The organism is Allobosea sp. AK1 (assembly GCF_006714945.1).
Classification (GTDB): domain Bacteria; phylum Pseudomonadota; class Alphaproteobacteria; order Rhizobiales; family Beijerinckiaceae; genus Allobosea; species Allobosea robiniae.
On the sequence record NZ_VFMG01000001.1, the window covers coordinates 576,465 to 599,130 of the forward strand.

A 22,666-nucleotide genomic window follows, 5' to 3' on the forward strand; every position below is an offset into this window, starting at 1 on the left:
CTAGAGACGTTCCCATACCTGCTCGATCTGACCATCCTCATCAGGGCGCTGTTGAGCCGATAGCCTAGAAGCGAACTGCTTTAGGGTTGCGTTAATCGGCCATAGCAAAGCATGAATGAGGTGGGGGGCCAGCAAGGAGACACTGATGACAACTCTTCTCAAGGCGGCGGCAATCACGCTTGCCGTGACCTTTGCGGGAGCGGCGGGCGCAGCGGATCTTCCCTCCCGTAAAGGCCCAGTTGAAGCGCCCGTTTATATGCCGCCAGCATTCACCTGGACCGGCTTCTACGTCGGCGCCAACGCAGGCTACGGCTTTGGCCAAGCGACCACGAATCTCGGCGGCAGCGCCGACATGGACGGTTTCATCGGGGGCGGCCAGATCGGCTATAACTACCAGATGGGTCAGTTTGTGCTCGGCTTGGAAGCTGATCTTCAAGCTGCGGATCTCGGAGTCAGCGGTATCGGCGGGAGCATCAAAACCGATTATTTCGGCACGGTTCGCGCTCGAGCGGGTGTCGCATTCGATCGCTTCATGCCGTATATCACCGGCGGCTGGGCCTACGGTAACGTGAAAACCTCGGTCCCGGCGCTCGGCATTTCGTCTGACAATTCGCACACTGGCGGATGGGCTCTCGGCGGCGGCGTCGAATACGCGATCACAAATAATCTGATCGCCGGCGTCGAATATCTGTACGTCGACCTCGGAGAAAAAGGCGTCCTTAACAACGGTCTCAAAGTTGGAACCGACTTCTCGGTGGCGCGCGCCCGACTGAATTATAAGTTCTAAATGCAAAATGGCCCGGCGCCGCGAGAGCGGGCCGGGCCATACGACCGCTTCCGACCCGAGTCGGACATTCGCTGCCTGCTGGGCGGGCCCGACATTGGAAGTTAGCGGTCACAGGGAAGGCCCGCTTTTCGGCTGATCAGCGTAATGCCTAGCCGCAGACGTTAAGCTGGCCCGATGCCGGTGTTCGGAACGCTTGCATACTGGCCTATTTGGTTGCCCGATCCGGCAGCGGTAGCCATGACACAATCTTCGAAGGATGCTGCTGCACGGTCTTCCGCTGCGCCATTATCCGCGCAGCGACTGGTACGCCTCGGCTCTGCCGCCGCTCAATACGCTGGTGAACCACTTGGGCGAGCTACCCCGTTTTACCAGCGAACCCTCAGGCCTCCTCGGCCTGTGATGCTGTGGCTGTCGGCGAAATGGGCCAGGCTGGTCTGGGCCTCGACCTCGCCATAGAGCGCATAGCGACCCCATTCGTATTTGGCGCCGAGACCGAGCCCACCCCAGAGCCGCTCTCCCCGGCTGGTCAAAGCTACGCCGGCAACCGTTGCCGTCGTCCCGTCGAGGAATTCGTAGCGCAGGTTGGCGATGCCGTAGAGCGCGGCATTGACCTGTTGTCCCGCATTGTCACGCCAGCTCTGTCGATAATCTACGGACAGGCCGAGCCGGCCGCGCAGGCTGTCGCCATCGGTCAGGGCGACACGGGCGCCGAACGGGTCGATGAAGCTGTCGGCGCCGACATGTGAATAGGTCAGTTGCGCCTGCGGCGTCAGCGACCATGCATCTGAAAGCGCGAAGCGCTGCCCCAGTTCGAGCCCCAGAGCATAGCCGAAGCCGCCCTTACCCTTGGCAAGCTGACGCCCCGCCGTCGTGGAGGATAGATCGCTGTCGAACCAGCTGAGCTTGGTCTGTGCGTCGGCATAGAACCCTGACGCGCCATACCATGTCAGCGCTCCGCCAAAGCCGCTGCCCGAAGCCTTGATCTTGCCGCGCCCGAAGACCGAAGCAATATCGGCCAGCGCTTCGCCATGATGCAGCGAGACGCCTCCGACCAGCGTGCCGGCTTCGCTCGCGAAAACCTGTCCGTCGGCGCCGGCCTGCAGACGCCAGCTATCGATCATGTAGCTCGTGCCGGTCGTCGAGAAACCCGGCGTGACGCGGCTGTGGGCTGCATCGATGCGGGCCCAGACCGCGCGGCCTGACGCGTTCGCCGCGTCGTCGGCCCGGCCGTCGAAGCGCTCACCAACGCGCTGACGAAGCGTCTGGAGCTCGTTCAAGCTCTGCAGGACCTGGCCATAGGCCTCGTAGATGGGCGCGCCCGGCTGGTAGATCGGGCCGATGACGGTTGGCGGTGAGCCGGGAGAAGAGGGCGGCGCCATATAGGCTGAGCGCAGATACCAGTCCCCATCGTTCGGCGTGCTGATGCCGTTCTTCTGCAGGGTGTAGGCATATGCGCCGGCGACCACGGCCTGTTGGCCCTGGAAGACGGTGGTGCCCTGGAGCGTGAAGACGCCGTTCGAGACGCCGCCGACATCGACGACCTTGATGCCTTCGATCGTCTGTGCACCGCCTCCGCCCTGGTTCAGCACCGTCACGAGGGTCGAACCCGCCGTGCTGCCGGTGATGACAAGGCGGTCGGACGGCGAGGCGTCGCCGCCGAGTACGGTTTCGATCTCGAGCCGGCCGCCATTGCCGACATAATTGCCATTGATCGTCAGTGTGCCGATCGAATTGCCCGGCGCGATCGTGCCGCCTGGTTGGTTGATCGTGGCGCCGACAGTGCCGATGCCCTGCAGGCGGCCGCCGATAACCTCCATCGTGCCCCCGAGGACACCGTTCACCGCGAGCGTGCCCGCCACCACGCTGCCGGCGCCGGTATAGGTCGAGCCGCTGTTGCCGGTCAGCTCCAGCTTGCCCGCACCATCCTTGATCAGCGCGCCCGCGCCTGCGAAAGCCGGGGCAATGCCGATATCGTAGCCATTCGTGTCGATGACAGCGCCATTCGGGCCGATGGAAATGTTGCGCGTGCCGAAATTACTGAAGAAGGCCGAATTGTTTCGCGTCGCACGCAACAGGCCGCCATCAAGTGTGACACTCGCGACACCCGCGACGCCCTCAATCCCGCTGGTTTCCAGAACGCCGCGATTGTTCGTGGGGCCCTGCAGAAGCAGCGTCCCACTGGCCGCCGAGGCAACGCCGAGTCGGACCCCGCGTTCAGCGCGAACCAACCCACCATTCTCGACTGTCAGCGAACCGGTGCCGTTATTGCCGATGGTGAGGTTGAAGGGCGACATCGACCATTTCGACCCCGCTCCGGTCACGATGACGGTGCCGGTGCTATCGGCGCCAATATAGCCCTGGTTGCTGGTGACGATAGCGCCGGCTTCTATGCGTAAGGTGCCGACGTCGAAGCTGCCGACGGTGAACTGTCTGTTATTGGTCCAAGTTGTTCCCGCGCCAGTCAGGACGACATCGCCCTGGCCACCGCTGCCGACGACGCCGTCCAAGCTTGAAACCTTCGCGCCGCCCTCGACACGCAGGGTTCCGGCGCCGTACAAGCCGACGACAAGTTGGCCGCTGTTCTGCCAGGACGAGCCTGGTCCGCTGACTAGTGCGTTGCTGCCACCGCTGATGCCGCCGGTGACGTTCGAAACCCGGCCGCCAGCAAGAACGTTCAGCGTTCCGGTCCCGTTAAGTCCGACATAGAGATCACCAGTGTTGGTCCAGGTCGAAGCGGTGCTGCCGAAGCCGGAAACCGTGACCAAACCCTGGCTGCCCAGGTCATAGCCGATGATGCCGTCAACATTAGTCACGGTTCCACCAGCCGTGATGTCGAGCTGGCCGATACCGGTATCCCCGACCCGCAGCTCGCTCCCGATGGACCAGTTCGGTGACTGGGCGGGGCCAGGATTCAGATCGCCGCTGCCCGTGACCGATTGTGCGTATGCCGGCCGCATCCCCGCGGCACAGAGCAGAGCGGCGATAGCCGTCGAGAGCAGCAGCGGCTGGTGGCGGAGGCCGAAGCTAATCTGGCGACTGTTAGTCCGTCTCCGCACGTTTCAGCTCCCGGGCGATGTCGTTTGGGGCTCGCCGATTCCCCGCATAGGTTGTACCCGTGCGGAGAATTTTGCTGCAAGCGAATCGGCGCTGCCAATTTTATACGCTGACGATCAATGGTTAATAGTATCGGTTAGGCGCGTCTCTCTGGAGGTTTTTTGGTTCCAGATAGCGCCTCGGCATTGGCTGAGTAGGCGCCCAACGTCAGCTTACGGGCGGCGCTCGAATGACCCATTGTGGCGCGATCAGGTCGTTTGCGGCGCTGGTGGCGAAGTTCAGCTCTCGACCCGTTGCGGAACAAGTGGTTGTGAAGCATTGGAGCCTGGGATGATGCGCGTCCGTACGACTGCAGTGCGCGCAAGCGACAGCCAGGAGGGTTTCATGCCGGAAATTGCGATTGGCGCTTTGTTGCGCGATGGCGCAGTTCTTCTCGCTCGGAGAAGTGCTGAGCGGAAGGTCCACGCGAGCCTGTGGAGCTTGCCAGGCGGGCACGTCAACATCGACGAAACCCCTGCGAACACCATGCGCCGCGAGCTTCTGGAGGAAATTGGCGTCACAGCAGAACAGTGGCGGTTCGTCTCTCAGATCCGTCTGGCGGCAGCGTTGCAGGATTCTGGGACATTCCACCTCTATCGCGTTGATGAGTGGCGCGGTATTCCGCAAATCTTAGATGACGAGCATACAGAGCTGAGATGGTTCACCGCTTCTGAAATCGCGTGTGAAACCGAATTAGCACCACCAGAGTTGGGCGAACTTCTGATAGCTGTCATCCATTCTGGCGGGTAAGTTGAGCTACCGCGCATTTGGTCTGCCCGATAGCGCTGCGACCTGCTCCGACCCATTGCGGGCATTGAATTAGGCGTACCTTAAGTGACGGAATGTAGGCTGGCGGTACTGGCTTGAAGCGCCCCTGACGACCATCGCCCGGAAACACAATGCAAACCAGTCACGATGAGATTACTCTTGTGAAGGAACAAACCATCATATCGAACTGGCTGCGTTTATCAGAGCGATTGATTCTGGCTCTTTTCTTTATCAAAATCCTAATTGAGGCGTTAATAAGATTTAATTTTTTGGAAAACATCTTATTTCTTGCGTTAATTGGCGAAATAGGAAGCTTCATATCAGCAGTAATGTTTGTTTTAATCCTTGTTTACATTTGGTTCTACAGAAAAATAACTGCGGTCGAATAATATTATGCACATCTGGCGACCCTCTATGCGTATCCTAGGCACGATCCCAGTTTCAGGGATCGTCCTCGTCATTGTGCTTAGCGCGTCAGGTTGCATCCTTTCCGCGTCGTTCGGGCCTGATTCTTGGATTGGGTCATTGGCTGCGCCATTCGCGCTCGTTACATTGTTGAGCGCGATACTACTGCTTATCGGGGTAGTTTGCGGGCGTTTAGGCTATCTCGACGAAGCTTAGTTGGCTGCCGTCCGCTTCCGACCCGTTGCAGACATTCCGGCCAAGCAAAAAGGCCCCGCCAGCCGGAGCTGACGGGGCCGAGTTCGTCTCATGGGGTGGGAGACGGAGACCTGAGTAACGTGACGATGCCGCTCAGGTTCCTCGCCGCCTGCGCGCCGGGGCCGTCGCCTCCAAGTGCTTGAGCATCTCCTGCGCCATAAGCTCGGCGCGTCGGACGACCTCGGCGTCCTCAGCGCGCTCCTGGCTGAGTAGCAGCATCTTCTCTAGCGCGGACGCTGTTCGCTCGCACGCTGCAGCGGTTTGCGCCTGAGCCGCGGCGAGGTCGCGGATCGGTTGCATGTCGGCGATCGAGAGGCCGGGGATGATCCGATCGCCGCTGGCCGTCGTCGGGCTCTTCAGTTCCTTCAGGTATTTCCAGATGCCGAGGACGCCGATGCCGACGCCGGCGACGACCGTGGCGACGATGTTCTCCGTGGTGAGTGCGCTAGCGTCCATCCGATACGGCCTTGTCCATGCCCGCAGCATCCTTGGTCGCCGCGACGATATTCATCGCGTCGAGCACAAGCAGGCCGGGATACACAGCAAGGCCAGTGGTCGCCGCGTCGGATGCCCAGAGGCCAAAGCTGATCTGGAACCAGAGAAAGCAGGTCAGGAACGACGCCAGCGCCCGCACATGCGGCGACCATCGACCGTACCATGTGCCGGAAAACGTGCCGTTGATGATCAGGGCGAGCAGCCGGAAGGTGCCGACGCCGATCGCAAACCAGCCCCATGCGCTCTCGCTCATCATGGCCGCCATCTGCGACCACGCCCTGTTGCCGGCGAAGGTTGCCGCCGGGCCGATCAGAATCCAGCCCCAGGCAACCATGATGCCGGCGAGGACCCATTCGGAACGGCGGGCCGGGAAATGGTCGGCGATCCCGAGATAGAGCCGTGTCGGCAGCGGATGGTTGCGGTAGTGCATGGCTTCAGCCCCGCGTAGTGACCGAAGCGGCCTCGACCTTCGCGGCGATCTCAGGTGTCGTGACGATCTTCGCGACCTCCGGGAGCGCCGCGGCCGTCGCCACCAGACCGGCCTTGCGACGGATGTAGAGGCTGTACCCGGTCGTGATCAGCGTCATCAACGCGCCGACGGTGATCTGCATCGACCCGTCGTCCATGTAGCCGCGCGTGACGAGCGCGGCGCCGGCCGTCTGCAGGAGCGTACGAACCAGGCTCCAGAACTGCTCCATCGTGAACATGATGATCTCCTTGATGATGAGGGGGCTCAGGCGCCAGGCGTCTGCTGAGCGGCGACGACGGCCTCATAAGCTTCCGCCGCGGTGGTCAGCGCGGAGGCGACGTCGGCCGGACGCTTGGCGCAGACGGCGTTGACGGCCGCGGCCGCCATGACGGCGATGTTCCGCTGTTTCTCAGGCGCGAAGATCGTGGCGCCCATGGCGACGGCCTGAAGCGCACCGCAGTATTTCGAAAGCTGGGCGGAGGCCTTCGCGACCTTCTCATCGGCCTTGGTCTGGCCGATGACCAGGCCGACACCGGATGCGATCTGGCCCCAGCCGGTGGCCGATGTCTGGGAAATCTGGCAGCCGGCGAGCGCCAGCGATCCCAGGGCGACGAGCGCCAGGACAAAGCGTTTCATGGATGTGCTCCGGAGGATTGGCGGCAGGCCCGGCCGCGGCGGGAACTGTTTTCTCACCGGCGCGTATGTTGGCGCGACGGAGGTAGCGATGGGTTGCAGTCTCGATTTTCAATGCGCCGCTTGCGGTTCGCCCGCGGTCTCACTCCCAACCCCTCTGACCGAGTTGGCCGTAGTTCGCTGCGCATCGTGTAGGAGCGAAATCGGAACCTGGCTCGACTATAAGGGTCGCATTTGCAGCGCTCTCAGTCGGTCCGCGGCGACAATCTCTGCCGACCCGATTTTCGTTGAGCGCACGCCATTGGAAGCCCGATTAGACGAGTGCCAGCGCACTGCCTCTGATAAGGTCGCCGCAGGCTTTGGCGCCCATCACTGATGGATCGAATGCGAGACGCGAGATGTCCCATTTGCCGCGCTGCTTGATTCCCAGCGTGCCCTGCACTTCGGCATGCGAGAGAACGGTGCTTGGCGTCACCGGGATGGCATAGCGCCGGCAGAGATCCGCGAGCACAGCCGGTAGCGCCTCCCCCTGCTCGCGCGTCATCGGCGCCGATCCTGCTTTGAACGGGCTCTCGATCGCGCCGGCCATGCAGCAGAGCGAGACGCCGATCGAGCCGGAATTGCAGTTCAGCGTGTGAGCTGCATAGCCCGGCTTCACGCCGCGCGCGTCGTTCTTGTCGATCGAGGGAAAACCCCTGACGAGCTTGCCGTCACCCTCGATCAGAATATGGTAGTGGCTGCGGTCGAGCCCCGACGCTCGATGGGCGCCGGCGGTCCAGTGAACTATCACCCGGTTCAGCTGGGCAGACGGCATCCAGTCGGCCGGCACGAGTTCCCTAGCTCTCGGCTGACCCGCCGCTTCCTTCTTTGCGACCGCCGCCTGAATCGCCGCAACAGTCAGAGGCCCGACGATACCGTCAGCTGCCAGCCCCGCCCCTCGCTGGAACGTCTGAACGATCGTCCGAGTCTTCGGCCCCATCGCGCCATCGACGACCAGCGGATAGCCGAGCAGGCTCAGCGCGGCTTGCACCTCGCGCGTGTTCATTGGGATGCTCCGATGAAAGGTATTGCGGTCGGACGCTAACCGTGTTCCGCTACGTCAACGAAAAGCAGGGAGGCGTGCCGTGCTGTTGAGCAACCGTAGCGCCGGCGTCTGGATGCGCACCGGCATCGTCATTGCGCTGGCAGTCATCTTTGCGCTGCCCATGGTGATTACGCTGTGACGCGTGCCCCGAGCGACGAAGACACAGACTTCGACGCCGCGATCGAGACGGTGCCGCAATGGCTGCTGGCCGCGATCAATCTCGTCGGCGTGATGGTGTTTGCGATGCTCCGGATATGAAAATGCCGCCCGATGGCGGAGGCGGCTCAGTACTCGATCCAGATCTCCCCGCGAGCGCCGGCGCCCGCCGCGTTGCCGCTTGCACCAGCACCGCCACCGCCGCCGGGAATAAGCCCGGGATTCCCGGCGCCGGTGCCCGCATTGCCGCCATAGCCGCCATTGGGAGCGTCTCCTCCCCTGCCCGCATAGAACAGAATGCCCGAGCCCGAATATCCCTGCTGTCCTCCGCCAGACGGCGAGCCGTCGCGGCCATAGTCGACCGTGCCAGTCACGATACCGCCCGCCGCAGAATTTGTTACGGCGCTCCCGCCTGCATTCGTGCCGCCCGTGCCGCCGCTGGCTGTACGGGTCTGTCCATTGACCGTAACCGAGCTCGCTCCGCCATTGGCGCCGTTGTTGCCTGAGAAACCCGCTGCGCCGCCGGCTCCGACCGTGCCGGTCACGATATCACCGGGAGCCACATCGACGCTCCATTCGAAATAGGCACCCGCGCCCCCGCCAGCCGGGCCGCTCGGATTGTTTCCGAAGCCGCCGCCGCCGCCACCACCCCAGTCCTTGATCCGGATGCGCGTGACACCGGACAGCACCGTCCAGCTGATCGGGCCCGGGGTGCTGAAGATCACCCGCGAAACCTTGAACGAAGCCGCTTTGGCCTGGCTGGGAAGCTGTCCGCTGATACGGATATTCGTGCCATCGTAGACGGTGCGGTAGAGCGTGCCGACGACCAGATCGCCGACCTGCGGATCGGCGCCGTCGGAGCGCTTGATCGACTTCGTGCCGAGGCTCGAGATATTCGCAGTGACGCTCGTGCTGGTGTTCGTCGCAGGAGCGATGATGTCGAAGTTGAGCCCCGCGGCGTAGGCCAATGGGGCGAGAGACGGCCCGAGAACCCAAGCATTCGCCGTGCCGGTGGCAACGACGTAGTTCATGCCCTTCTGGATCGCATTGGCCAGCCGAGCGATGTTCGTATCGTCGACGGTCAGACCCGCGGCACCTACTGCGCCCGCAACCTGGCCGGTCAGCCACCATGCCAACCAGTCGAACAGCTGCAGGTCGGCGTCGCCGCAGCCGTAGCCATTGGCGAGCTCATCTGCGTCCGGAGCGCGCTTCGTCGCGCTCGCCGCGAAGGGCAAGGAGATTGTGGCCATGGAGGCTCCTCAGATCAGACGCAGGTGTAGGTGTGTGGGTCAGCCGGGCAGATGAATTCCGCGCTCTCGCAGAATCCTCCCCAGCCCTCGCCGAAACCGAAGATCGGTCCGGTGCCGTAGTGGATATATCCCTTGATGCCCGGCGCGATCGGGAGGACGCGGAAGGCAACCGGAACCAACATTGTCTCGAAATCGGAGAGGGCCCGCCCGGGGGCGAGCGTTACGCGCCCCACCCGGCTCGATATCACTGTCGCGGCCTCGCCCCAGAGATGACGCGCCGCGGCTTGTAGTGAGGCGATGTCGTAAAGGCCGAGCACCTGATAGCGCCGGGCCTTCACGAAGCCGCGGAACACCTCGTCATCCGTGATGCAGATGTCGCCGGCGCCGAGCGGCGGGCAGCCGGCCCAGGTCGATCCAGGCTCACAGAAACCGCCGACACGGTCGGACGAGGCAAACGGGCCGGACTTGAAGCCAAAGACCTTCGGTGCTTCGCAGACACAGTGGCACCGCTGGAATCCCAGCCACCTGCCGATCGTCGTGAGCTGATCGCCGCCAGCGCTGTCCAGATCGAAATACTGCGGGACCAAGCAGGCCGCGCGCGCCGCCGCTTCCGTTTCACCCAGAAACGCTCGGATCAATGAGAGGAATTTGGTGGCCTCCCGATACTGAGTGGCGACCTTATCGACTTCCTGCTCGACGAGCGCACCGGGTTCGACACAATCGAAGATGCCGGCGATATCGAAGCGCCAATACTCACTGTCGAATGTGACCTCTTCGCTGTCGAAGGTGAACATCAGAGCAGCGCCGCCGCGCGCCAGATGTCGTCGATCTCAGCCGCATCATAGCCGAGCAGGCCGCCGATCGCCGGGACGAGCGGGTGCGCCCGCTCATAGATCGTCGCGGCCGAAAGCAGCATCCGAGCCGCAAAGCGGTCCTCTGCCGGCAACCCGGCGACCGCGGCCTCCATCGCCGCCGGCAAGTCGCCCCGGGCCGCCCAGGCTTCGGCTTCGGTCTCGGTGATCGCCCCAAGCACGGCAAGCTGCTGCGCAAACTGGCGATCGGAGATCGAGACCGGGACCGGGACGGGCTCGGGCGCCGGACCGTCGAGCGTCAGGATCGCGGCGCCGCCCGCCCATGCCGGGTCGAGGCGGGCGCCGGCAAGGCTCTCATCGCCGGCTGCGATCCAGCCTGTCCCGCGCGCGATCGCAGCAGCCTGGCCGGGCTGGCCGGGCGCCGTCGTCAGCAGGAAGAACCCCGGCAGCGTGACGCGCTCGGAGATGATGACCGGCTCCATGTCGACGGGCTCGCCATAGACGGCATCGGCCGTGACGAGCGCGACCGGCATGACGGTATCAGCCCAACGCTCGGGTTGCGGATCGTCGTCGAAGGATGGCGGCGTGACGCGAAGCTCTGGCAGCGCCGCGATAGCCTCGGCCTCGCCCTCGAAGCACAGGAGGTAATCGATCATGATCAGCTCCACCCACCTTGATTGGAGAGGGCTTGCAGCTTCGTGTTCGACAACCGGCGCGGGTAGATCACGATGCGCTTTATCCGCATGCTGTTGACCGCTCCGGACGACGACAGGACGAGAAGCGGCATGCTGAGAGGGACGACGTATGCGTTGTTCGAACCAGCGAGCCCGCCCTCCCAGGCCCATGCAGCATCGCCGGCTTTCCACGCGACAGCGCTGCGCGCGGCTGGCGTCGCCGGCCACGGCATATTGGCGGTGGCGGAGATCTGCGTGACGCTGCCTGAGATAGAGCGGACGTAGCCATTGCCGCTGCCAGCGGAGGTTCGATAGACAGCAAAGAAGTCAGACAGCGTCCCGACGGTCAGGGTGAACGCGAAGTCGTTCTGACCCGCTGGTGGCTGAATGGCCTCGAACTCGACGAGGATGGTCCCCTCGGCGAGATTGAGCCATGACGACGTCGCAATCTGCAGGCTCTCAGCCGCGCGCGTGACCGTCGAGGCTGTCGTCGGGATGTAGCTCGAGGAAGAGGAACCCTCCTCAATCTGACCACCCCAGACGTAGATGCCGGAGATGCCATCGCCGGTGTAGATGGTATTCCCGCTGGCGTCGGCCAGCGATACGTTCAGGCGAGAATAAGAGCTCGTCGCGTTGCGGAGCGTCTTGATGGAGACCCTCCACCAGCCATTGCCGCAGTTCTCGACCTTCGCAGATGGATTGACACCGGTCGCAGTGAACGCGCCGGTAATCAGGTCGATCGCGACGGATGTGCGCTCGTCCTGCCCGGCGAAGTTGAGGGAATCGACGGTGCAGCGGGTCCGCTCGGCCGCCTTCACAAATATGCTGAGCCAGGACTGGGTGCTGGGGCTCGTCGTGGCGTCAATTGCCACAGCATGCGTGTTGCTGGCAGTGGTGTCCTCAACGACCTTATCAGCTGTGGAGAGGCCGTCCGGCGCAACTGTCGCGTTCGGGACGACGGTCGACCGCGATTTGCCCCAAGCCGCGTTGTCGAGCTGCTCTGAGTAAGTGACCAGATTGGTCCGAGCCGGCTCGCGCAGATAGCCGCGGCAATCCCGCGTGACCGGATCATAGTCAATGCGCGGGACATTGGCCGCTGCCGTCTTCATGAGGCCGTCGCTGTCGAAATAGGTCGCCGTCGATGCGCGTCCGTTAAGCGACCCCGGAATGGCCGCGGCCAGCGCCGGGATGGAAGCGCCGGCATAGAACCCCTTGACCCACTGAACGCCGCGCGTGAAATCGAGCACCGCAATCGGCCGGTCCGGCACACCAGCGCCCGCAATCTCGCGCAGCAGATCGTCGCGCTCGGCAATGGCGAGGATATCCGCCGAGTTCGGCGCGCCGGCGCCGGCAGCACCCTCCGGCAATCCGAGGGTGAGGGTGTAGTTCGGCGCCGTTCCGGTCAGGTTCGCGGTCGGGTTGGCGCCGGGGGCGAGCTTGGTGACCGGGCCGGCGACGAGGGTGAGGCCATCCAGTTGGTCGACGGCCGCAAAAAGCTCGGCGAAATCCTGGTTGATCTTGCCGCCGGCTACCCGGGCGGGGTCGCCCTTCTTGTCGCCGGGATACTGGCCGAGGAGGATCGGGTGCTGAGCCATCTACGCCTCAAACCGGGATGATGGTGATGCGATCGGCCGAAATGGCCATGATCTCGAAGAAGTTGAACGCGATCGGCACAGGCGCGACGGCCGCCGGGGAGCGGCTCGCCTTCACGTCAACGACCTGAACGTTCGGATATCGGCTCTCGACCGCCTGGCGGATCAAGAACTCGGTCAAGTCCTCGCCATTCCGCGGAGGGGTAGCGCCCGTGAGCGCTTCATCGAGCCCCGCGGCGATAGCAAGAGCCGATGGCGGCGGGCAGCCGTTGCGGTCGGCTTGTGCCTGAACCTCGACCTCAATCGTCACGTTCACGATCGTGGGACGGACGATCTTGATTGAGCGACAGAAGCCCTCGATTGTCGTCTCGAGGATCGTGTTGCCATAGGTGCCGATCCCCGGAACCACATAGGCGCGGACGGTCTTGGCGATCTCGTCGTCATCGCCGCCGATGATGGCGACCGCTACGCTATGAGCGCTGATACCATCTGCATCAGCGGCGTCGCCGTCATTCACGTAGGTCTGGACCCAGGTGACGCCGTCGATCGCAGACAGCGCCTGCGTCAGATCGCTCATGTCGATCCGGGCTCGGCCGGCGTTCGTGATCGCGTTGCGGAAATCGATATCGCTCTCGCCCGGTGCGCGGGTCAGGAGGCGCAGCTTCGCGATGCGGTCGAGGTTGACGCCTTCCGCCTGGTCGGGGTCGAGGGCGTTGTAGACTTCCTCGTCAATTTCCCAGTGGGTGGCAGAAAGATCGGCGAAGAGGCCGTTGAGCTGCCCGAGAGGCGATTCCGGCGTCTGGATAACGCCCGGGCCGAACACTAGGCGCATCGCCTCTTCGAGCTCAGCCAGAATTTCGGGCAAGCGCTTCCGCGCGAAACCCGCAGGGGTCACGCCAAATGCCATCGTGCGTATCCAATCAGACTGTGACGGTGACCGCTTCGCCGGTGTTCGTCAGGACGCGGACGCGCTCGACGACCAGCCCTCTGCTGGTGCGGTTGTACGACGAGGAATACTCCTCGATCGAAACCACGCCCGGCGTCGCGACGATCCGGGCCTTGATGATAGCGTCCGCCAGATCCTTTTGGTCGGGCCGGAGCGAGAACACGTCAGCGCGCCAGTCAACACCAGCGCCGAGGTCGAGAAACCACTCGTTCTTCCAGAACATTAATCGCTGGCGAATGTGCTGGCCGATCGCCTCGACGCCATGAGCCATGACGAGATTGCCTGTCTCATCGAGGTGGATGTCGTTGTGGGGCAGGATCGATAGCGAGAGGATGTCGACGGCCATCAGGCTTTCATCCCGTCGATCTTGGCGATCAGCTGGTTGGCGGCCACCTGCGTCGCCGAATCCACCGGTGCGCCGTAATTGACATGATCTCGTATCAGGACCAACGCCGCCTTGACGATGTCGAGCAGGCTGTCGCCGCTCTCGCTTTTCAGGTCGATCTTGCCCGCGGCATTCACGACGAATTTGTCGGAGCCGCTCGGGCCGCCTTTGAGGCCGACCGATCCATCGTCACTGGATCGCATGCCCCGCTTGCCGTCATCCGACCCGACGAACATCCCATCGTCGGAGACCCCTTGCATCGGCGCACTATCGGGATAGCCCCCGGGAAATGCGATCAGATTCGAGATGTCGTTGATCCGCCCCTGCCCCGCGTTGGAGTTTCCACCATTCTCGCGAAAGCTGGTTTGAGGACGGTCGAGCGCGAATGCCGTGAGCGCGTTTCCAGGCTTCAATGGCAAGTGAAAGCCATACCCGCCGCCTCGATACATCTGGATCGGGATGTCGCCGAGAACCGGTGCGACGAACTCTTGGCCGCCGATTGTGGTCGAGACCTTTGGCTGGATCAAAGCGGTCTGTCCGCCAGCAGAATACGCGCTCACCTCCGCCTTCATGACGAAGCGCATGTCGCGGAGCCTGGCGTCGATCAAAGCATCGAACGCCTCCGTCTCAACCCGCCGTGTGGACGACCCTTGATATCCCGCCATCTACTTGACGACCTTGTTGCCTTGGATGCGATTGGCCTCGATGTCGAAATAGAACTCCTGCGCTCGGTTCGAGCCGGAGAAGTCGATCGTGGCCACCCGGAATAAGCCGCCGCCCTGGTCGGACTTCGTCTTGTCGCGACCGCTGCCCTCGTCCTGAAAATCTGACCGGACGTCGATTACCCGATTGGGCTTGATCCTCGGGTTGATCAGGCACCGGACTTTGATGCCTTTGTCGGTCTCTTCCGGCGTGTTGAGGAGGCCCGTCGCCTTCGAGAGGATGGTCACATCGTCGATAAACCGATCGGCTTTGACTATCTCGGCGGTCCCCGATTGGATCGACCAGTAAAACCCATGCTCGCGGCCGAGCGTATCAAGCTCTCGCTTGGCGTAGCCGAAGACGGCGATCGGCTTGGTATAGGCGGGCAGATCGTCGATCCCGACCATCGGCCCAGGCGTGACTTTCGCCATCTGGCCGACGATGTAGCTCGCGACCTCCTTCGGCTTCGTGCCGGCCGGAAAGCTCTTCGAGACGCCGGACTTGTTGACCGCCTCGTCACCGTCACCGATCTCGATCTCGGAAGAGACGTCGGCGCCATCGAGTTTGTTCGTGACGTCCCGGATGGAGCCTTTGATGAGGATGCCGCTCTCGCCTTTCTCGTATTTCACCTTGAGCGTGAGTTGATCGAACTCCTCACCGAGCTTCGCCCTGTTGGAACGCGTCAGATTCCATATCGTGACGGTCCCGGTATTCTGCGACGAACCAATCGTCAGCTTCCCGGAGAAGTCGACCTTCAGTTGCTCGGTAAGCGCAACGTCCGGGCCGTTGATCACGAGAGCGCCGGCCTTGCCCTCGATCGTGACCTCGACCTGACGCATGAACTGGTCACTCATGCTTACTCCGTGATCTGAAACAGTCTGACCCGACCCGAGGGCAGGTTCTCGCGATCAGGTTCGAGATTACCCTGATCCCAATGCATGCAGACGATCTTGCCGATCCCGAAGTGAAACGGGCCGACCAAATCCACGCCCGTCACAATCCTGCGGCCGGTAAGGACGAGCACGTCCTGAATCCATAAAGCGAACGTCCACCGCCCCGACCATTCGTTGAACATCACCCGGAACCGACAGCGCTTGTCGTTCAGCGAGCAGGTGAACTCTTGGTCCACCGCATCAATGATCGGAAGCTCGTAGAGCTCAGCCATCTCATTTCCTACGGGTGATAGCCCTTATCCGATCGCTCTCTCGGGCATGATCGAAGGCTTCTTTCGCTGAAGCCGCCGCGGCTTTGATGTCGCCGCGAGCGGCTTGTTTGACGGCGGCAGCGGCGGCCTTGCGAGCCGCCGCGCACGATTTACAGGTCATCCCTGACTTGCCTTTCCAAGGCTTGCCACGGCGTGCCTAGACGCGCCTTGCCTGCCTTGCCGAAACGTACCTAGCCTCTCCCGGCCAAGCCGTGCCTCGCCTGCCTCAACGCGCCGTGCCAAGCCCCGCCAGGCCCAACCTATCCAAGCCTGCCCTGTTGCCCGAAGGCCGCGAGGTTGAGTTAGAGAACTCTCGCCGAAACTCTTGAGCCTGCCGCGCCAGACCTTGCCTAGCCGGGCCACTCCCTAACGCGCCGTGGCACGCCTGCCTTGGTCAATCGGGCGGTTGACAGGAGAACTCGCCCCGTAACTCCGTCGTCACTGCCGGGTGGATTTCGGCAGATGCTTGATCGTTTCATCGACGACGTCGAAAAGTTCGCTGAACTCCTTTAGGTCGCGGTATCGCTCGCGCCACGCCTGCAATTCCCGCCACGCCCGCTGCAACACCAGCTTGCGGGTCTTCGCCATCGACATAGCGTGGCCAGATTCCCGATAGTGCGAAGTCTCGCCCTCGGGGATATGGACGTAGGCTCTTGCCCTGACCGCCGGCTGGTCTTCGCGCACATAGACCGCGACAACCGCCCGGATGAGCCCCCGCGCCTGGTTGAGCCGGTGTTGGTGGGCGGCGGCGCTATCGTCCCATTCGAAGAACGAGTGCAGCGGGCTATTGTGGTTTCGGGCGTCCGAGAGAACGTCCTCGGGAGTGAGCTCGCCCTTCTGCTGCTGGCGCAGGAGTTCCATGTGCTGCCCGACGAGGGTGGCGTTTTGGATGGCGCCCTTTTGGAAGCGAGCGCCCTCCGCGAATTCAAAGCCAGCGATTTTCATGCCCCGATCCTTTCCAGGTCGGAGGCAGTGGCGACATGGTACATGCCGTTCATGCCGTCCTTCTCGGGGCGCCACTCGCCGACGCCGACCGCGAAGCCTGCCGTGTTGAGCAGGTTCAGGATTTGGCTCTCGCTCAAGACGTTCGCGTTGTAGCGAACGAGAATCTTGGCGTGCCAGTTGGTGAACTCGCCGCGATAGCGGAGGTCGGCTGTGCCCATCCCAACGCGCACCATGTCCTCGCGCATCGACGGCGGTCCACCCTCGATCCTCACGAGATTGACCCGCGATTTGCAACCTTCGAAGGCGCCCTCGACATCCGCATCCTCGCCGAGGACATGGAATGCCTGCCGAGCTGCGACCTTCGTGATGCCAGCGACAGACGTCCCAGCCGTGACTGCCGCGCCCTTGAAGGCAACCGAGGGGAAGCCATAGCCTCCATCAGGGAGCCGGTAGAGCGAGGCGTCGAAGTCGGCGCGGGGGTCTTTCGCTTCGCGCGCTCCCTTGGCCTTCTTCTGCTGCTTGTCGAGCATCTCCTTCTTCGCCTTCATCGACCAAGCGTGAACGATGAGCGGGGAATCGCCGACGAGAGTGACTTCCATCAGCCCGATCTTGAGAGCGGGCAACTCAATGCCGAGTTCTTCTTTCTTCGCTGCCATGATTATCTCCAACGGCGCCCGGCCCGGCAGGCCTGAGACGCACAGGTTCGCTTTCGCGAAACCGAGCGCCGTTGAAGCTCTCGAATTCCGCGTCTTTCACCGCCCTGCCGAGGCGGATGTCAGTCGGTATTAGTGACGTTCAGGCGCCGCGAGCACGGCGGCGATTGCGGCGATCTCCGAGAGATCGTCAGTGTCGAGCATCGCGTCGCGAAGGATGACCTTCGCCCTCAGCCCGCGCTCTGTTCGATCAGCTGGCCGGGTCGCCTTGATATGAGCCGCAAGCAGCCGGGAGCGCTTAGCGAAATCCTCGCTGATGTCTTCGAGAAGGCCGAGGCCAGCGTCACCGAACCGGGGTTGGTTCGAGAAAGCGATGAGCTGCTCGGTCAGGCTTTCGAAGACCTCATAGAGAGCGCAGGATTCCGCGAGCTCGAAGCCAGTGAATTCAGATGGCGCTGTCGCCGCCGAAGAGGTCTGCTGCTCACGCATCGACCAGCACCTTCATCGCGCCACCCGAAACGGGGGCCGGTTTCGGAGCCGGGACAGCGAAGGCCGCACCGTCGTCGCGCTCCGAGCGCTCGAAAGCGCGGCGGAGACCCGGGTCACGGAAGAGACGAGACAGAGGGGTCGAAAATCCCGTACCCGAAGAGGGCGCGGAGGTGCTATTGCTGAACACAGCCTGTGCCATGGGTCACTCCATCGGCTTGGTTAGAACCGGGCTTGAGGCTCCACCCTCTTGCTCGGTTCGCTATTATATGGCACACAGAAATTATGCCGTCAATATCTGTCCCACAAAAAAAGAGAGGTCGCCCTGCGACCGGCGAAACACCTCGCGTTGGTGTTCGGCTGCCTGACGAAATCACGGCGGCGATCGATACTTTCGCGGCTGATCAACAGCCGCCGCTAACCCGCTCTGAAGCCGTCCGCACGCTCGTTACCGAGCAGCTCACGACCCTGGGCCTCCTGCCTCACCGCGAAGACCCGGAGGGTGCAAACTGATCGTTTTGCCCCACACACCCATGCCGATCCAGTGAGCAGCAACCAACTAAATTTCACTGCAGCGATACGGAGACAGTGATGTCGATAACTGTTAGCGCGCGACGAGTTTTAACGTCCGGAACTATAGTTGCTCAGAAAAATGACAGCATATCGATTGAACCGTTTGCCACAGACCCTCAATACAAAGTTGATTTGATACTCAATTTCGAAGCAACCGATGAGGACGGGATAAAACTCATTCCCGCAGAAGACGGTCGATTAGGCTGCACGATATATCTTAACTGCTCGAAAGAGACTACCGAGGTATCCACGTCCGCTCCCATTGTTTTTGCTGAAAGCAAGTCAGCAAATGAGGAATACGTTATCGATATAGCGACCAACAGAATTGGTGCCATTGAAAGATTTACTAAAGTTATTTTTTATACGATTTCCGTCCAAGGCCTTACATCATGAGCGATATATCAAAACCATCCCGCTCTAATAGCAAGCCGCCTGCGAACACAGACACAGCCGCCAAAAAAATGGAATTGGGATTGATGGGCGCCATTCTGGGCGGATCTCAAAATGCGCCCGTCGCCGCTGCATCAATACTCGGTTTTTTTTCGCTAGTTGGCGCGATCGCTCTACTTGTGTGTAGTAAATCCGAACACGCGTTTGAGGCGTTTAAAACATTGACGGGCCTCACCGTAGCCTGCCTCTCCTTCATCGGCGGGTCTTACACCGGCAAATCAAAGTAGCCGCCCAAGTGGCTACAGGTTGAATCTAACGATTGAATCGACTCTTTCCCCAGCGCGTGGTCCTGTCTTTTGCCATCGCAGGAACGTCAGCATGTCGAACGATAAACCGCCACCTCCTCCGCCGCCGCAACCCTCTGCTCCGCCGCCCGATCGAATGGGCGTCAAGGACGGCATACGACCGCCCAAAAGCTAGCCGTCCAACCAACGGCGCCGGCCAAGGCGACGAGCCCGCCGGCGCCGACTGAAATCGGGCCGAGCCGCTTCGCCATTCGAAGCGCCTTCGAAGCCACCGTGTTGACGTCAAAATTGTTGCTCTGCCCAGCCAGCGACTGGGCGAGATACGCTTGGATCAAGTCGGGTTCCTCGACGTCCCCGGTCGCCCACTGCCAGAACTCCGCACCTTTCCCCGGAAAAGCAATCTTCGCGGTCTTCATCGCTGCCAGACAGTAAGCGCAGCCGATGAGTAAACCGATTGCGGCGACGCTGGCGCTGTGCGCGACCCAGTTCTGTGCCAGCGGCGCCTTTCCCTCCCCAACCACGCTAGCAACCGCAGCCGACGCGAGCGCGGCGGCCAGTGTTACATAGATCCTGAAGAGTGCGAGAGATCGTTGATCGGTCACCAGCAGGAGGTTGAGGATTGCTGCGTCCCTGGCTCGGATGTCGTCGAGGATGTTCTTCAGATCGATCTTGGCCACCGGGACGAACTCCTCAAAAATCCCATTGCCAGAGATAACGCGATGTCGGTGAATAGCGCCATGACCGACAACGAAATGACCGAACGCCTGGACCGCCTTCAGCAGGAGGTCGGACAGTTGCGCGATATAGCGATCATCCAGACGGTGATCCTGCAGGCGCTAGCGCTGAAGGCGGGGATCGCGCCCCAACATCTCCAAGCGGCTAGCCCTGTGCCTATCCCACCGCCGGGCGACCTCATGGATATGCTCAACGCGAAGGATTAGTACGCGCCCTGAAGGATGGTCTCGGCGCGCTGGCCGCTCGGCGTCAGTCCCGGCTCGACCTTCCGCGCCTGAACCTCGCCGCGGTTCGTCTTCGCGTTGGCCTTCTCGGTCGATGACCGCCCCGTCGTTTGCGTGGAGACGACGATGACTTCCTGAGCCGTCGCCGTGAATTTCAAGACCTGCGAGTATTCCGCCGACCGCTCTGCGCTGAGCGATTGGAGCAACATCGTCTGGTAGATTTCCAGGCCGGTGACGAGCGTGAACAGTTCCGGCTTCTTCTGCAGGGCAAACAGAGCCTGATATCCCGCCCTCGCCCGCTCTGACGCGATGACACCCTCCAACGTCACCGTTCGGGCTTTCCGCCAGGCATGGTCGGTGATCTCAGCGCCGCGCTCGATCGGGTGCTGGGCAACCTCGAGCTCGCTCTCATGCTGTTCGCTGATGACGACGTCGATGAAGACGCCGCCAATGTCGCGAGAGAGGAGAACACAGGTCATCCGATTCGACTCTTGTCCAAGAGGGTGTCAGCGTCCAGCCGCGACCTGGGAGGCTGCGCATGTTTGAAGATGCTGAAATCGGTATCCCGTGCCCTGGCTGCGGCGAGAAGAACCCCAATCGTGTTGAGGCTGACGAATTGATCGCCGGACTGGACCAAGTCGACCAGACCATGGCGGATCTCCGGAAAGCGTTCGGCGGCGGCAAAAAGACGATCAAGATCAAGCTCTGACGAGTCGAATTCCAGCTGCGCTATCACGGCGATCCAGACCCTGATGTTGCGGTGTTGGCAGATTTGGCGAGCAACGGAGCGATGCCGGCCTTGATGGCGCTTGTGATCGCGTCCAGACCGGAGACGGTGACGTTGTTCGTCACGTTCTGGGTTCGCTTATCTGCGTTCTGCTCGCGGTTGTCGGTATTGTTGATGGTTTGATCAGCCTTGGACGCTGCCTGTCCCTGGACCTTTTGAAGCGACTGATCATTCAACCGCTTCAGCAACCTAGCTTGATATGCGTCCAGAATGCGTTGGTTGTAGCGATCCTCTGACCGCTTAGCTGCATCCTGCGCTTCCTGCAGAGTCGTCGGCTTGCCGAGGTTGGAGGCGCGATTACGTTCGCGATCAGCCTCCGTCCTCGCGTCGTACTCCGTATTGGTTTCAGCAATCAGCCCAAATTTCTTGCCGAGCTGAATCAGCACGTCGGCGAAATTATTCAGCGGGTCGATGACCTTTTCGGCCATGAACTTCGCAAAATCGCTGAACGGCTTGGCGATCGCGTCGCCGATCGTCGCCAATTTCTGCTGTAGCTCGGCGAAGCTCTTCGAGAGCGCTTTGGCCCGCTCTTCCTCTGCGGTCGTCGGGCCTGGCGCTCGGCTGGCAGCCGCAAGCGTCTCCTGCTCAAGGCGCTTCGCGGTGTATTCCTTGAAGACCTCTTGCATCTCGGGGCCGATCCCGAATTCATCGGCCTGCTTTTCTGCCTTGACCCTAAGATCTTCGGCTTTGGCACGCTTCGATTTCGCGACCCGAGGCGACTTTGATCCACCCGCATCCTTGTTCAGCTGGCGGATTTTTTCCTGCTCTCGAACAAATGACTGCAGCGCCTCGTATAGCGCAGAGCTGCTATCTTTCGCTTTGGTACGGTCGCGCGGATCCACGGAAGAAATCTTGGCATCCTTGAGTGCCTTGATGGCCTCATCGTCGCCCTTCCGAGCCTCTCGGATTTTCTCGCCGAGCTTCTCGACGGCGCTGTCGACGAATCCGCCAGAAGTCTCGGCGTTCGATCCGGTAGCGGCTTGCACCATGTTCTTCAACACGGCGAGTTTTTTGGCGTCTGTGCCCTTGCCGATAGCGTCGAGCTGCAGCTCCCGCCGCGCTCGGGCCGCACGCAAGCCGGCTGCTGCAAACGCTGCGCCGAGGGCGGCAACGCCCACCGCAGCCACCGCGGTGGCTGTGACGAGACCAGCAACGCCCAGAGCAACCACGCGCATCGCGGTGCCGAACTTTGCCATTCTGGCAGTTGCTGGCGCCGCCGCGCGTGCGGTTTTCTCCAGAGACTGCTTCAGCGGGTTGAGGGCCTGCGCCGCCTTCTTCGAGGGGGCGACGGTCGCAAGTATCCCCTTCACGAACTCCTTGACCCGCTGCATAGCGCGCTTGAGGGCTTCGATCCCGTCAACCACGAACCCAAACTTGGCTACGAGTTCATCGACGACCATCCGGTCTGCCCACTTTCTTGAATCGCGTCGCTGTGCTCAACGTGGTGCGATTGATACGGAGGAAGCGCAATGAAGCGAGGCATTCGTCTCATGTTGCCGGCGATGATCCTGATCATCAGCGCGTCGGCTCTGGCTCAGACAACCACCTCGTGCACTGGCGATTCGTGTGAGGTCACTGAGAACGGGCAAACGCGGAGGCTCTCCAAGAAGGAAGTCGACCGGCACTATCGCCAGCAAAATACTAACTGGCTCGGCAACATCAAATGCGGGTACTCAGACGATCGCCCCGCTTGTGAGGGCCACACGAAAGAGTTGAAGCGGCTCTTTTCCAATTAGGCTGTTTTCCTGTTTGCAGCGGCCACCGCTCGCCTATGACACGTCATCTTGACGTCCATGATCTCGTGAAACCGAGCGACGTCCATCAGCGTGTAGCGATCGGAGACTTCCGCCCAGGATGC

Annotated in this window: 28 protein-coding genes and 1 pseudogene; 7 read left to right on the plus strand and 22 right to left on the minus strand. The window is 61.9% G+C overall.

Annotated elements, in window-relative coordinates; translation table 11 throughout:
* Positions 1–145: 145 nt before the first annotated feature.
* Positions 146–787, plus strand: coding sequence for an outer membrane protein (locus FHT98_RS02980; protein WP_142112295.1), 642 nt, complete (start codon positions 146–148; stop codon positions 785–787).
* 365 nt (positions 788–1,152) lie between these two features.
* On the opposite strand, the gene FHT98_RS02985 is transcribed toward FHT98_RS02980, so the two are convergent.
* Both FHT98_RS02985 and FHT98_RS26395 read right to left on the minus strand, forming a co-directional pair.
* Positions 1,153–3,600 (minus strand): autotransporter family protein, encoded by a 2,448-nt coding sequence (locus FHT98_RS02985; RefSeq protein WP_248309312.1) that lies wholly within the window; start codon positions 3,598–3,600, stop codon positions 1,153–1,155.
* A 3-nt stretch (positions 3,601–3,603) separates the two neighbouring features.
* Positions 3,604–3,744, minus strand: a pseudogene (locus tag FHT98_RS26395) (hypothetical protein); the annotation flags it as partial.
* A 481-nt stretch (positions 3,745–4,225) separates the two neighbouring features.
* Here FHT98_RS26395 and FHT98_RS02990 point away from each other — a divergent pair.
* Positions 4,226–4,630 carry an NUDIX hydrolase gene (locus FHT98_RS02990; protein ID WP_142112297.1) on the plus strand — a complete coding sequence of 135 codons (405 nt, stop codon included), beginning with the start codon at positions 4,226–4,228 and terminating at the stop codon, positions 4,628–4,630.
* A gap of 771 nt (positions 4,631–5,401) precedes the next feature.
* On the opposite strand, the gene FHT98_RS02995 is transcribed toward FHT98_RS02990, so the two are convergent.
* The 5 genes from FHT98_RS02995 to FHT98_RS03015 form a co-directional block, all read right to left on the minus strand.
* Entirely contained in the window at positions 5,402–5,794 is a 393-nt protein-coding gene (locus tag FHT98_RS02995) for a hypothetical protein (protein ID WP_142112300.1), read from the minus strand.
* Positions 5,754–6,233: a hypothetical protein gene (locus FHT98_RS03000; RefSeq protein WP_142112302.1), complete on the minus strand. Its 480-nt coding sequence runs from the start codon at positions 6,231–6,233 to the stop codon at positions 5,754–5,756. The genes FHT98_RS02995 and FHT98_RS03000 overlap by 41 nt, the downstream gene beginning before the upstream one ends.
* A 4-nt stretch (positions 6,234–6,237) precedes the next feature.
* Entirely contained in the window at positions 6,238–6,510 is a 273-nt protein-coding gene (locus tag FHT98_RS03005) for a Pam3-gp28 family putative phage holin (RefSeq protein WP_142112304.1), read from the minus strand.
* 26 nt (positions 6,511–6,536) lie between these two features.
* Positions 6,537–6,908 carry a hypothetical protein gene (locus tag FHT98_RS03010; protein ID WP_142112306.1) on the minus strand — a complete coding sequence of 124 codons (372 nt, stop codon included), beginning with the start codon at positions 6,906–6,908 and terminating at the stop codon, positions 6,537–6,539.
* Positions 6,909–7,218: 310 nt separating this feature from the next.
* Positions 7,219–7,950 (minus strand): peptidoglycan recognition protein family protein, encoded by a 732-nt coding sequence (locus FHT98_RS03015; RefSeq protein WP_142112308.1) that lies wholly within the window; start codon positions 7,948–7,950, stop codon positions 7,219–7,221.
* A 174-nt stretch (positions 7,951–8,124) separates the two neighbouring features.
* Between FHT98_RS03015 and FHT98_RS26605 the strand changes: the two genes are divergently transcribed.
* Complete coding sequence (locus FHT98_RS26605) at positions 8,125–8,247, plus strand: hypothetical protein (RefSeq protein ID WP_282568640.1); 123 nt, start codon at positions 8,125–8,127, stop codon at positions 8,245–8,247.
* Positions 8,248–8,273: 26 nt separating this feature from the next.
* On the opposite strand, the gene FHT98_RS03020 is transcribed toward FHT98_RS26605, so the two are convergent.
* The 12 genes from FHT98_RS03020 to FHT98_RS03075 form a co-directional block, all read right to left on the minus strand.
* Positions 8,274–9,395 (minus strand): glycine-rich domain-containing protein, encoded by a 1,122-nt coding sequence (locus FHT98_RS03020; RefSeq protein ID WP_142112311.1) that lies wholly within the window; start codon positions 9,393–9,395, stop codon positions 8,274–8,276.
* A gap of 14 nt (positions 9,396–9,409) precedes the next feature.
* Positions 9,410–10,189: a baseplate wedge 1 family protein gene (locus tag FHT98_RS03025; protein ID WP_142112313.1), complete on the minus strand. Its 780-nt coding sequence runs from the start codon at positions 10,187–10,189 to the stop codon at positions 9,410–9,412.
* Positions 10,189–10,863 (minus strand): hypothetical protein, encoded by a 675-nt coding sequence (locus FHT98_RS03030; RefSeq protein ID WP_142112315.1) that lies wholly within the window; start codon positions 10,861–10,863, stop codon positions 10,189–10,191. Before FHT98_RS03030 ends, FHT98_RS03025 begins: the two co-directional genes overlap by 1 nt.
* Before the next feature lie 2 nt (positions 10,864–10,865).
* A complete protein-coding gene (locus FHT98_RS03035) occupies positions 10,866–12,476 on the minus strand; it encodes a phage head spike fiber domain-containing protein (protein WP_142112317.1) in 1,611 nt (536 codons plus the stop codon).
* A gap of 7 nt (positions 12,477–12,483) precedes the next feature.
* Positions 12,484–13,380 (minus strand): hypothetical protein, encoded by an 897-nt coding sequence (locus tag FHT98_RS03040; RefSeq protein WP_142112319.1) that lies wholly within the window; start codon positions 13,378–13,380, stop codon positions 12,484–12,486.
* 13 nt (positions 13,381–13,393) lie between these two features.
* A complete protein-coding gene (locus FHT98_RS03045; protein WP_142112321.1) occupies positions 13,394–13,765 on the minus strand; it encodes a contractile injection system sheath initiator in 372 nt (123 codons plus the stop codon).
* Positions 13,765–14,388: a Gp138 family membrane-puncturing spike protein gene (locus FHT98_RS03050; RefSeq protein WP_142112323.1), complete on the minus strand. Its 624-nt coding sequence runs from the start codon at positions 14,386–14,388 to the stop codon at positions 13,765–13,767. The genes FHT98_RS03045 and FHT98_RS03050 overlap by 1 nt, the downstream gene beginning before the upstream one ends.
* 81 nt (positions 14,389–14,469) lie before the next feature.
* Positions 14,470–15,360 carry a baseplate hub protein gene (locus FHT98_RS03055; protein ID WP_142112325.1) on the minus strand — a complete coding sequence of 297 codons (891 nt, stop codon included), beginning with the start codon at positions 15,358–15,360 and terminating at the stop codon, positions 14,470–14,472.
* 2 nt (positions 15,361–15,362) lie between these two features.
* Positions 15,363–15,671, minus strand: coding sequence for a phage baseplate plug family protein (locus tag FHT98_RS03060; protein WP_142112327.1), 309 nt, complete (start codon positions 15,669–15,671; stop codon positions 15,363–15,365).
* A gap of 477 nt (positions 15,672–16,148) precedes the next feature.
* Entirely contained in the window at positions 16,149–16,655 is a 507-nt protein-coding gene (locus tag FHT98_RS03065) for a hypothetical protein (RefSeq protein ID WP_142112329.1), read from the minus strand.
* Entirely contained in the window at positions 16,652–17,311 is a 660-nt protein-coding gene (locus tag FHT98_RS03070; RefSeq protein ID WP_142112331.1) for a hypothetical protein, read from the minus strand. The genes FHT98_RS03065 and FHT98_RS03070 overlap by 4 nt, the downstream gene beginning before the upstream one ends.
* A gap of 129 nt (positions 17,312–17,440) precedes the next feature.
* Positions 17,441–17,797: a hypothetical protein gene (locus FHT98_RS03075; protein WP_142112333.1), complete on the minus strand. Its 357-nt coding sequence runs from the start codon at positions 17,795–17,797 to the stop codon at positions 17,441–17,443.
* Positions 17,798–18,385: 588 nt separating this feature from the next.
* Between FHT98_RS03075 and FHT98_RS03085 the strand changes: the two genes are divergently transcribed.
* A complete protein-coding gene (locus FHT98_RS03085) occupies positions 18,386–18,760 on the plus strand; it encodes a hypothetical protein (RefSeq protein WP_142112337.1) in 375 nt (124 codons plus the stop codon).
* Entirely contained in the window at positions 18,757–19,044 is a 288-nt protein-coding gene (locus tag FHT98_RS03090) for a hypothetical protein (RefSeq protein ID WP_142112339.1), read from the plus strand. The genes FHT98_RS03085 and FHT98_RS03090 overlap by 4 nt, the downstream gene beginning before the upstream one ends.
* A gap of 161 nt (positions 19,045–19,205) precedes the next feature.
* Here the strand turns inward: FHT98_RS03090 and FHT98_RS03095 are convergent, their stop codons facing one another.
* Positions 19,206–19,739 carry a hypothetical protein gene (locus tag FHT98_RS03095; RefSeq protein WP_142112341.1) on the minus strand — a complete coding sequence of 178 codons (534 nt, stop codon included), beginning with the start codon at positions 19,737–19,739 and terminating at the stop codon, positions 19,206–19,208.
* A 60-nt stretch (positions 19,740–19,799) separates the two neighbouring features.
* Here FHT98_RS03095 and FHT98_RS03100 point away from each other — a divergent pair, with 60 nt between their 5' ends.
* A complete protein-coding gene (locus FHT98_RS03100; RefSeq protein WP_142112343.1) occupies positions 19,800–20,003 on the plus strand; it encodes a hypothetical protein in 204 nt (67 codons plus the stop codon).
* Here FHT98_RS03100 and FHT98_RS03105 read toward each other — a convergent pair.
* Positions 20,000–20,500, minus strand: coding sequence for a phage baseplate protein (locus FHT98_RS03105; RefSeq protein ID WP_142112346.1), 501 nt, complete (start codon positions 20,498–20,500; stop codon positions 20,000–20,002). The two genes, FHT98_RS03100 and FHT98_RS03105, sit on opposite strands and share 4 nt — an antisense overlap.
* Positions 20,501–20,559: 59 nt before the next feature.
* Between FHT98_RS03105 and FHT98_RS26110 the strand changes: the two genes are divergently transcribed.
* On the plus strand, positions 20,560–20,730 hold the full coding sequence (locus tag FHT98_RS26110) for a hypothetical protein (protein ID WP_185745058.1): 171 nt from the start codon (positions 20,560–20,562) through the stop codon (positions 20,728–20,730).
* 23 nt (positions 20,731–20,753) lie between these two features.
* Here the strand turns inward: FHT98_RS26110 and FHT98_RS03110 are convergent, their stop codons facing one another.
* Complete coding sequence (locus FHT98_RS03110; protein WP_142112348.1) at positions 20,754–22,208, minus strand: hypothetical protein; 1,455 nt, start codon at positions 22,206–22,208, stop codon at positions 20,754–20,756.
* Positions 22,209–22,666: the final 458 nt, after the last annotated feature.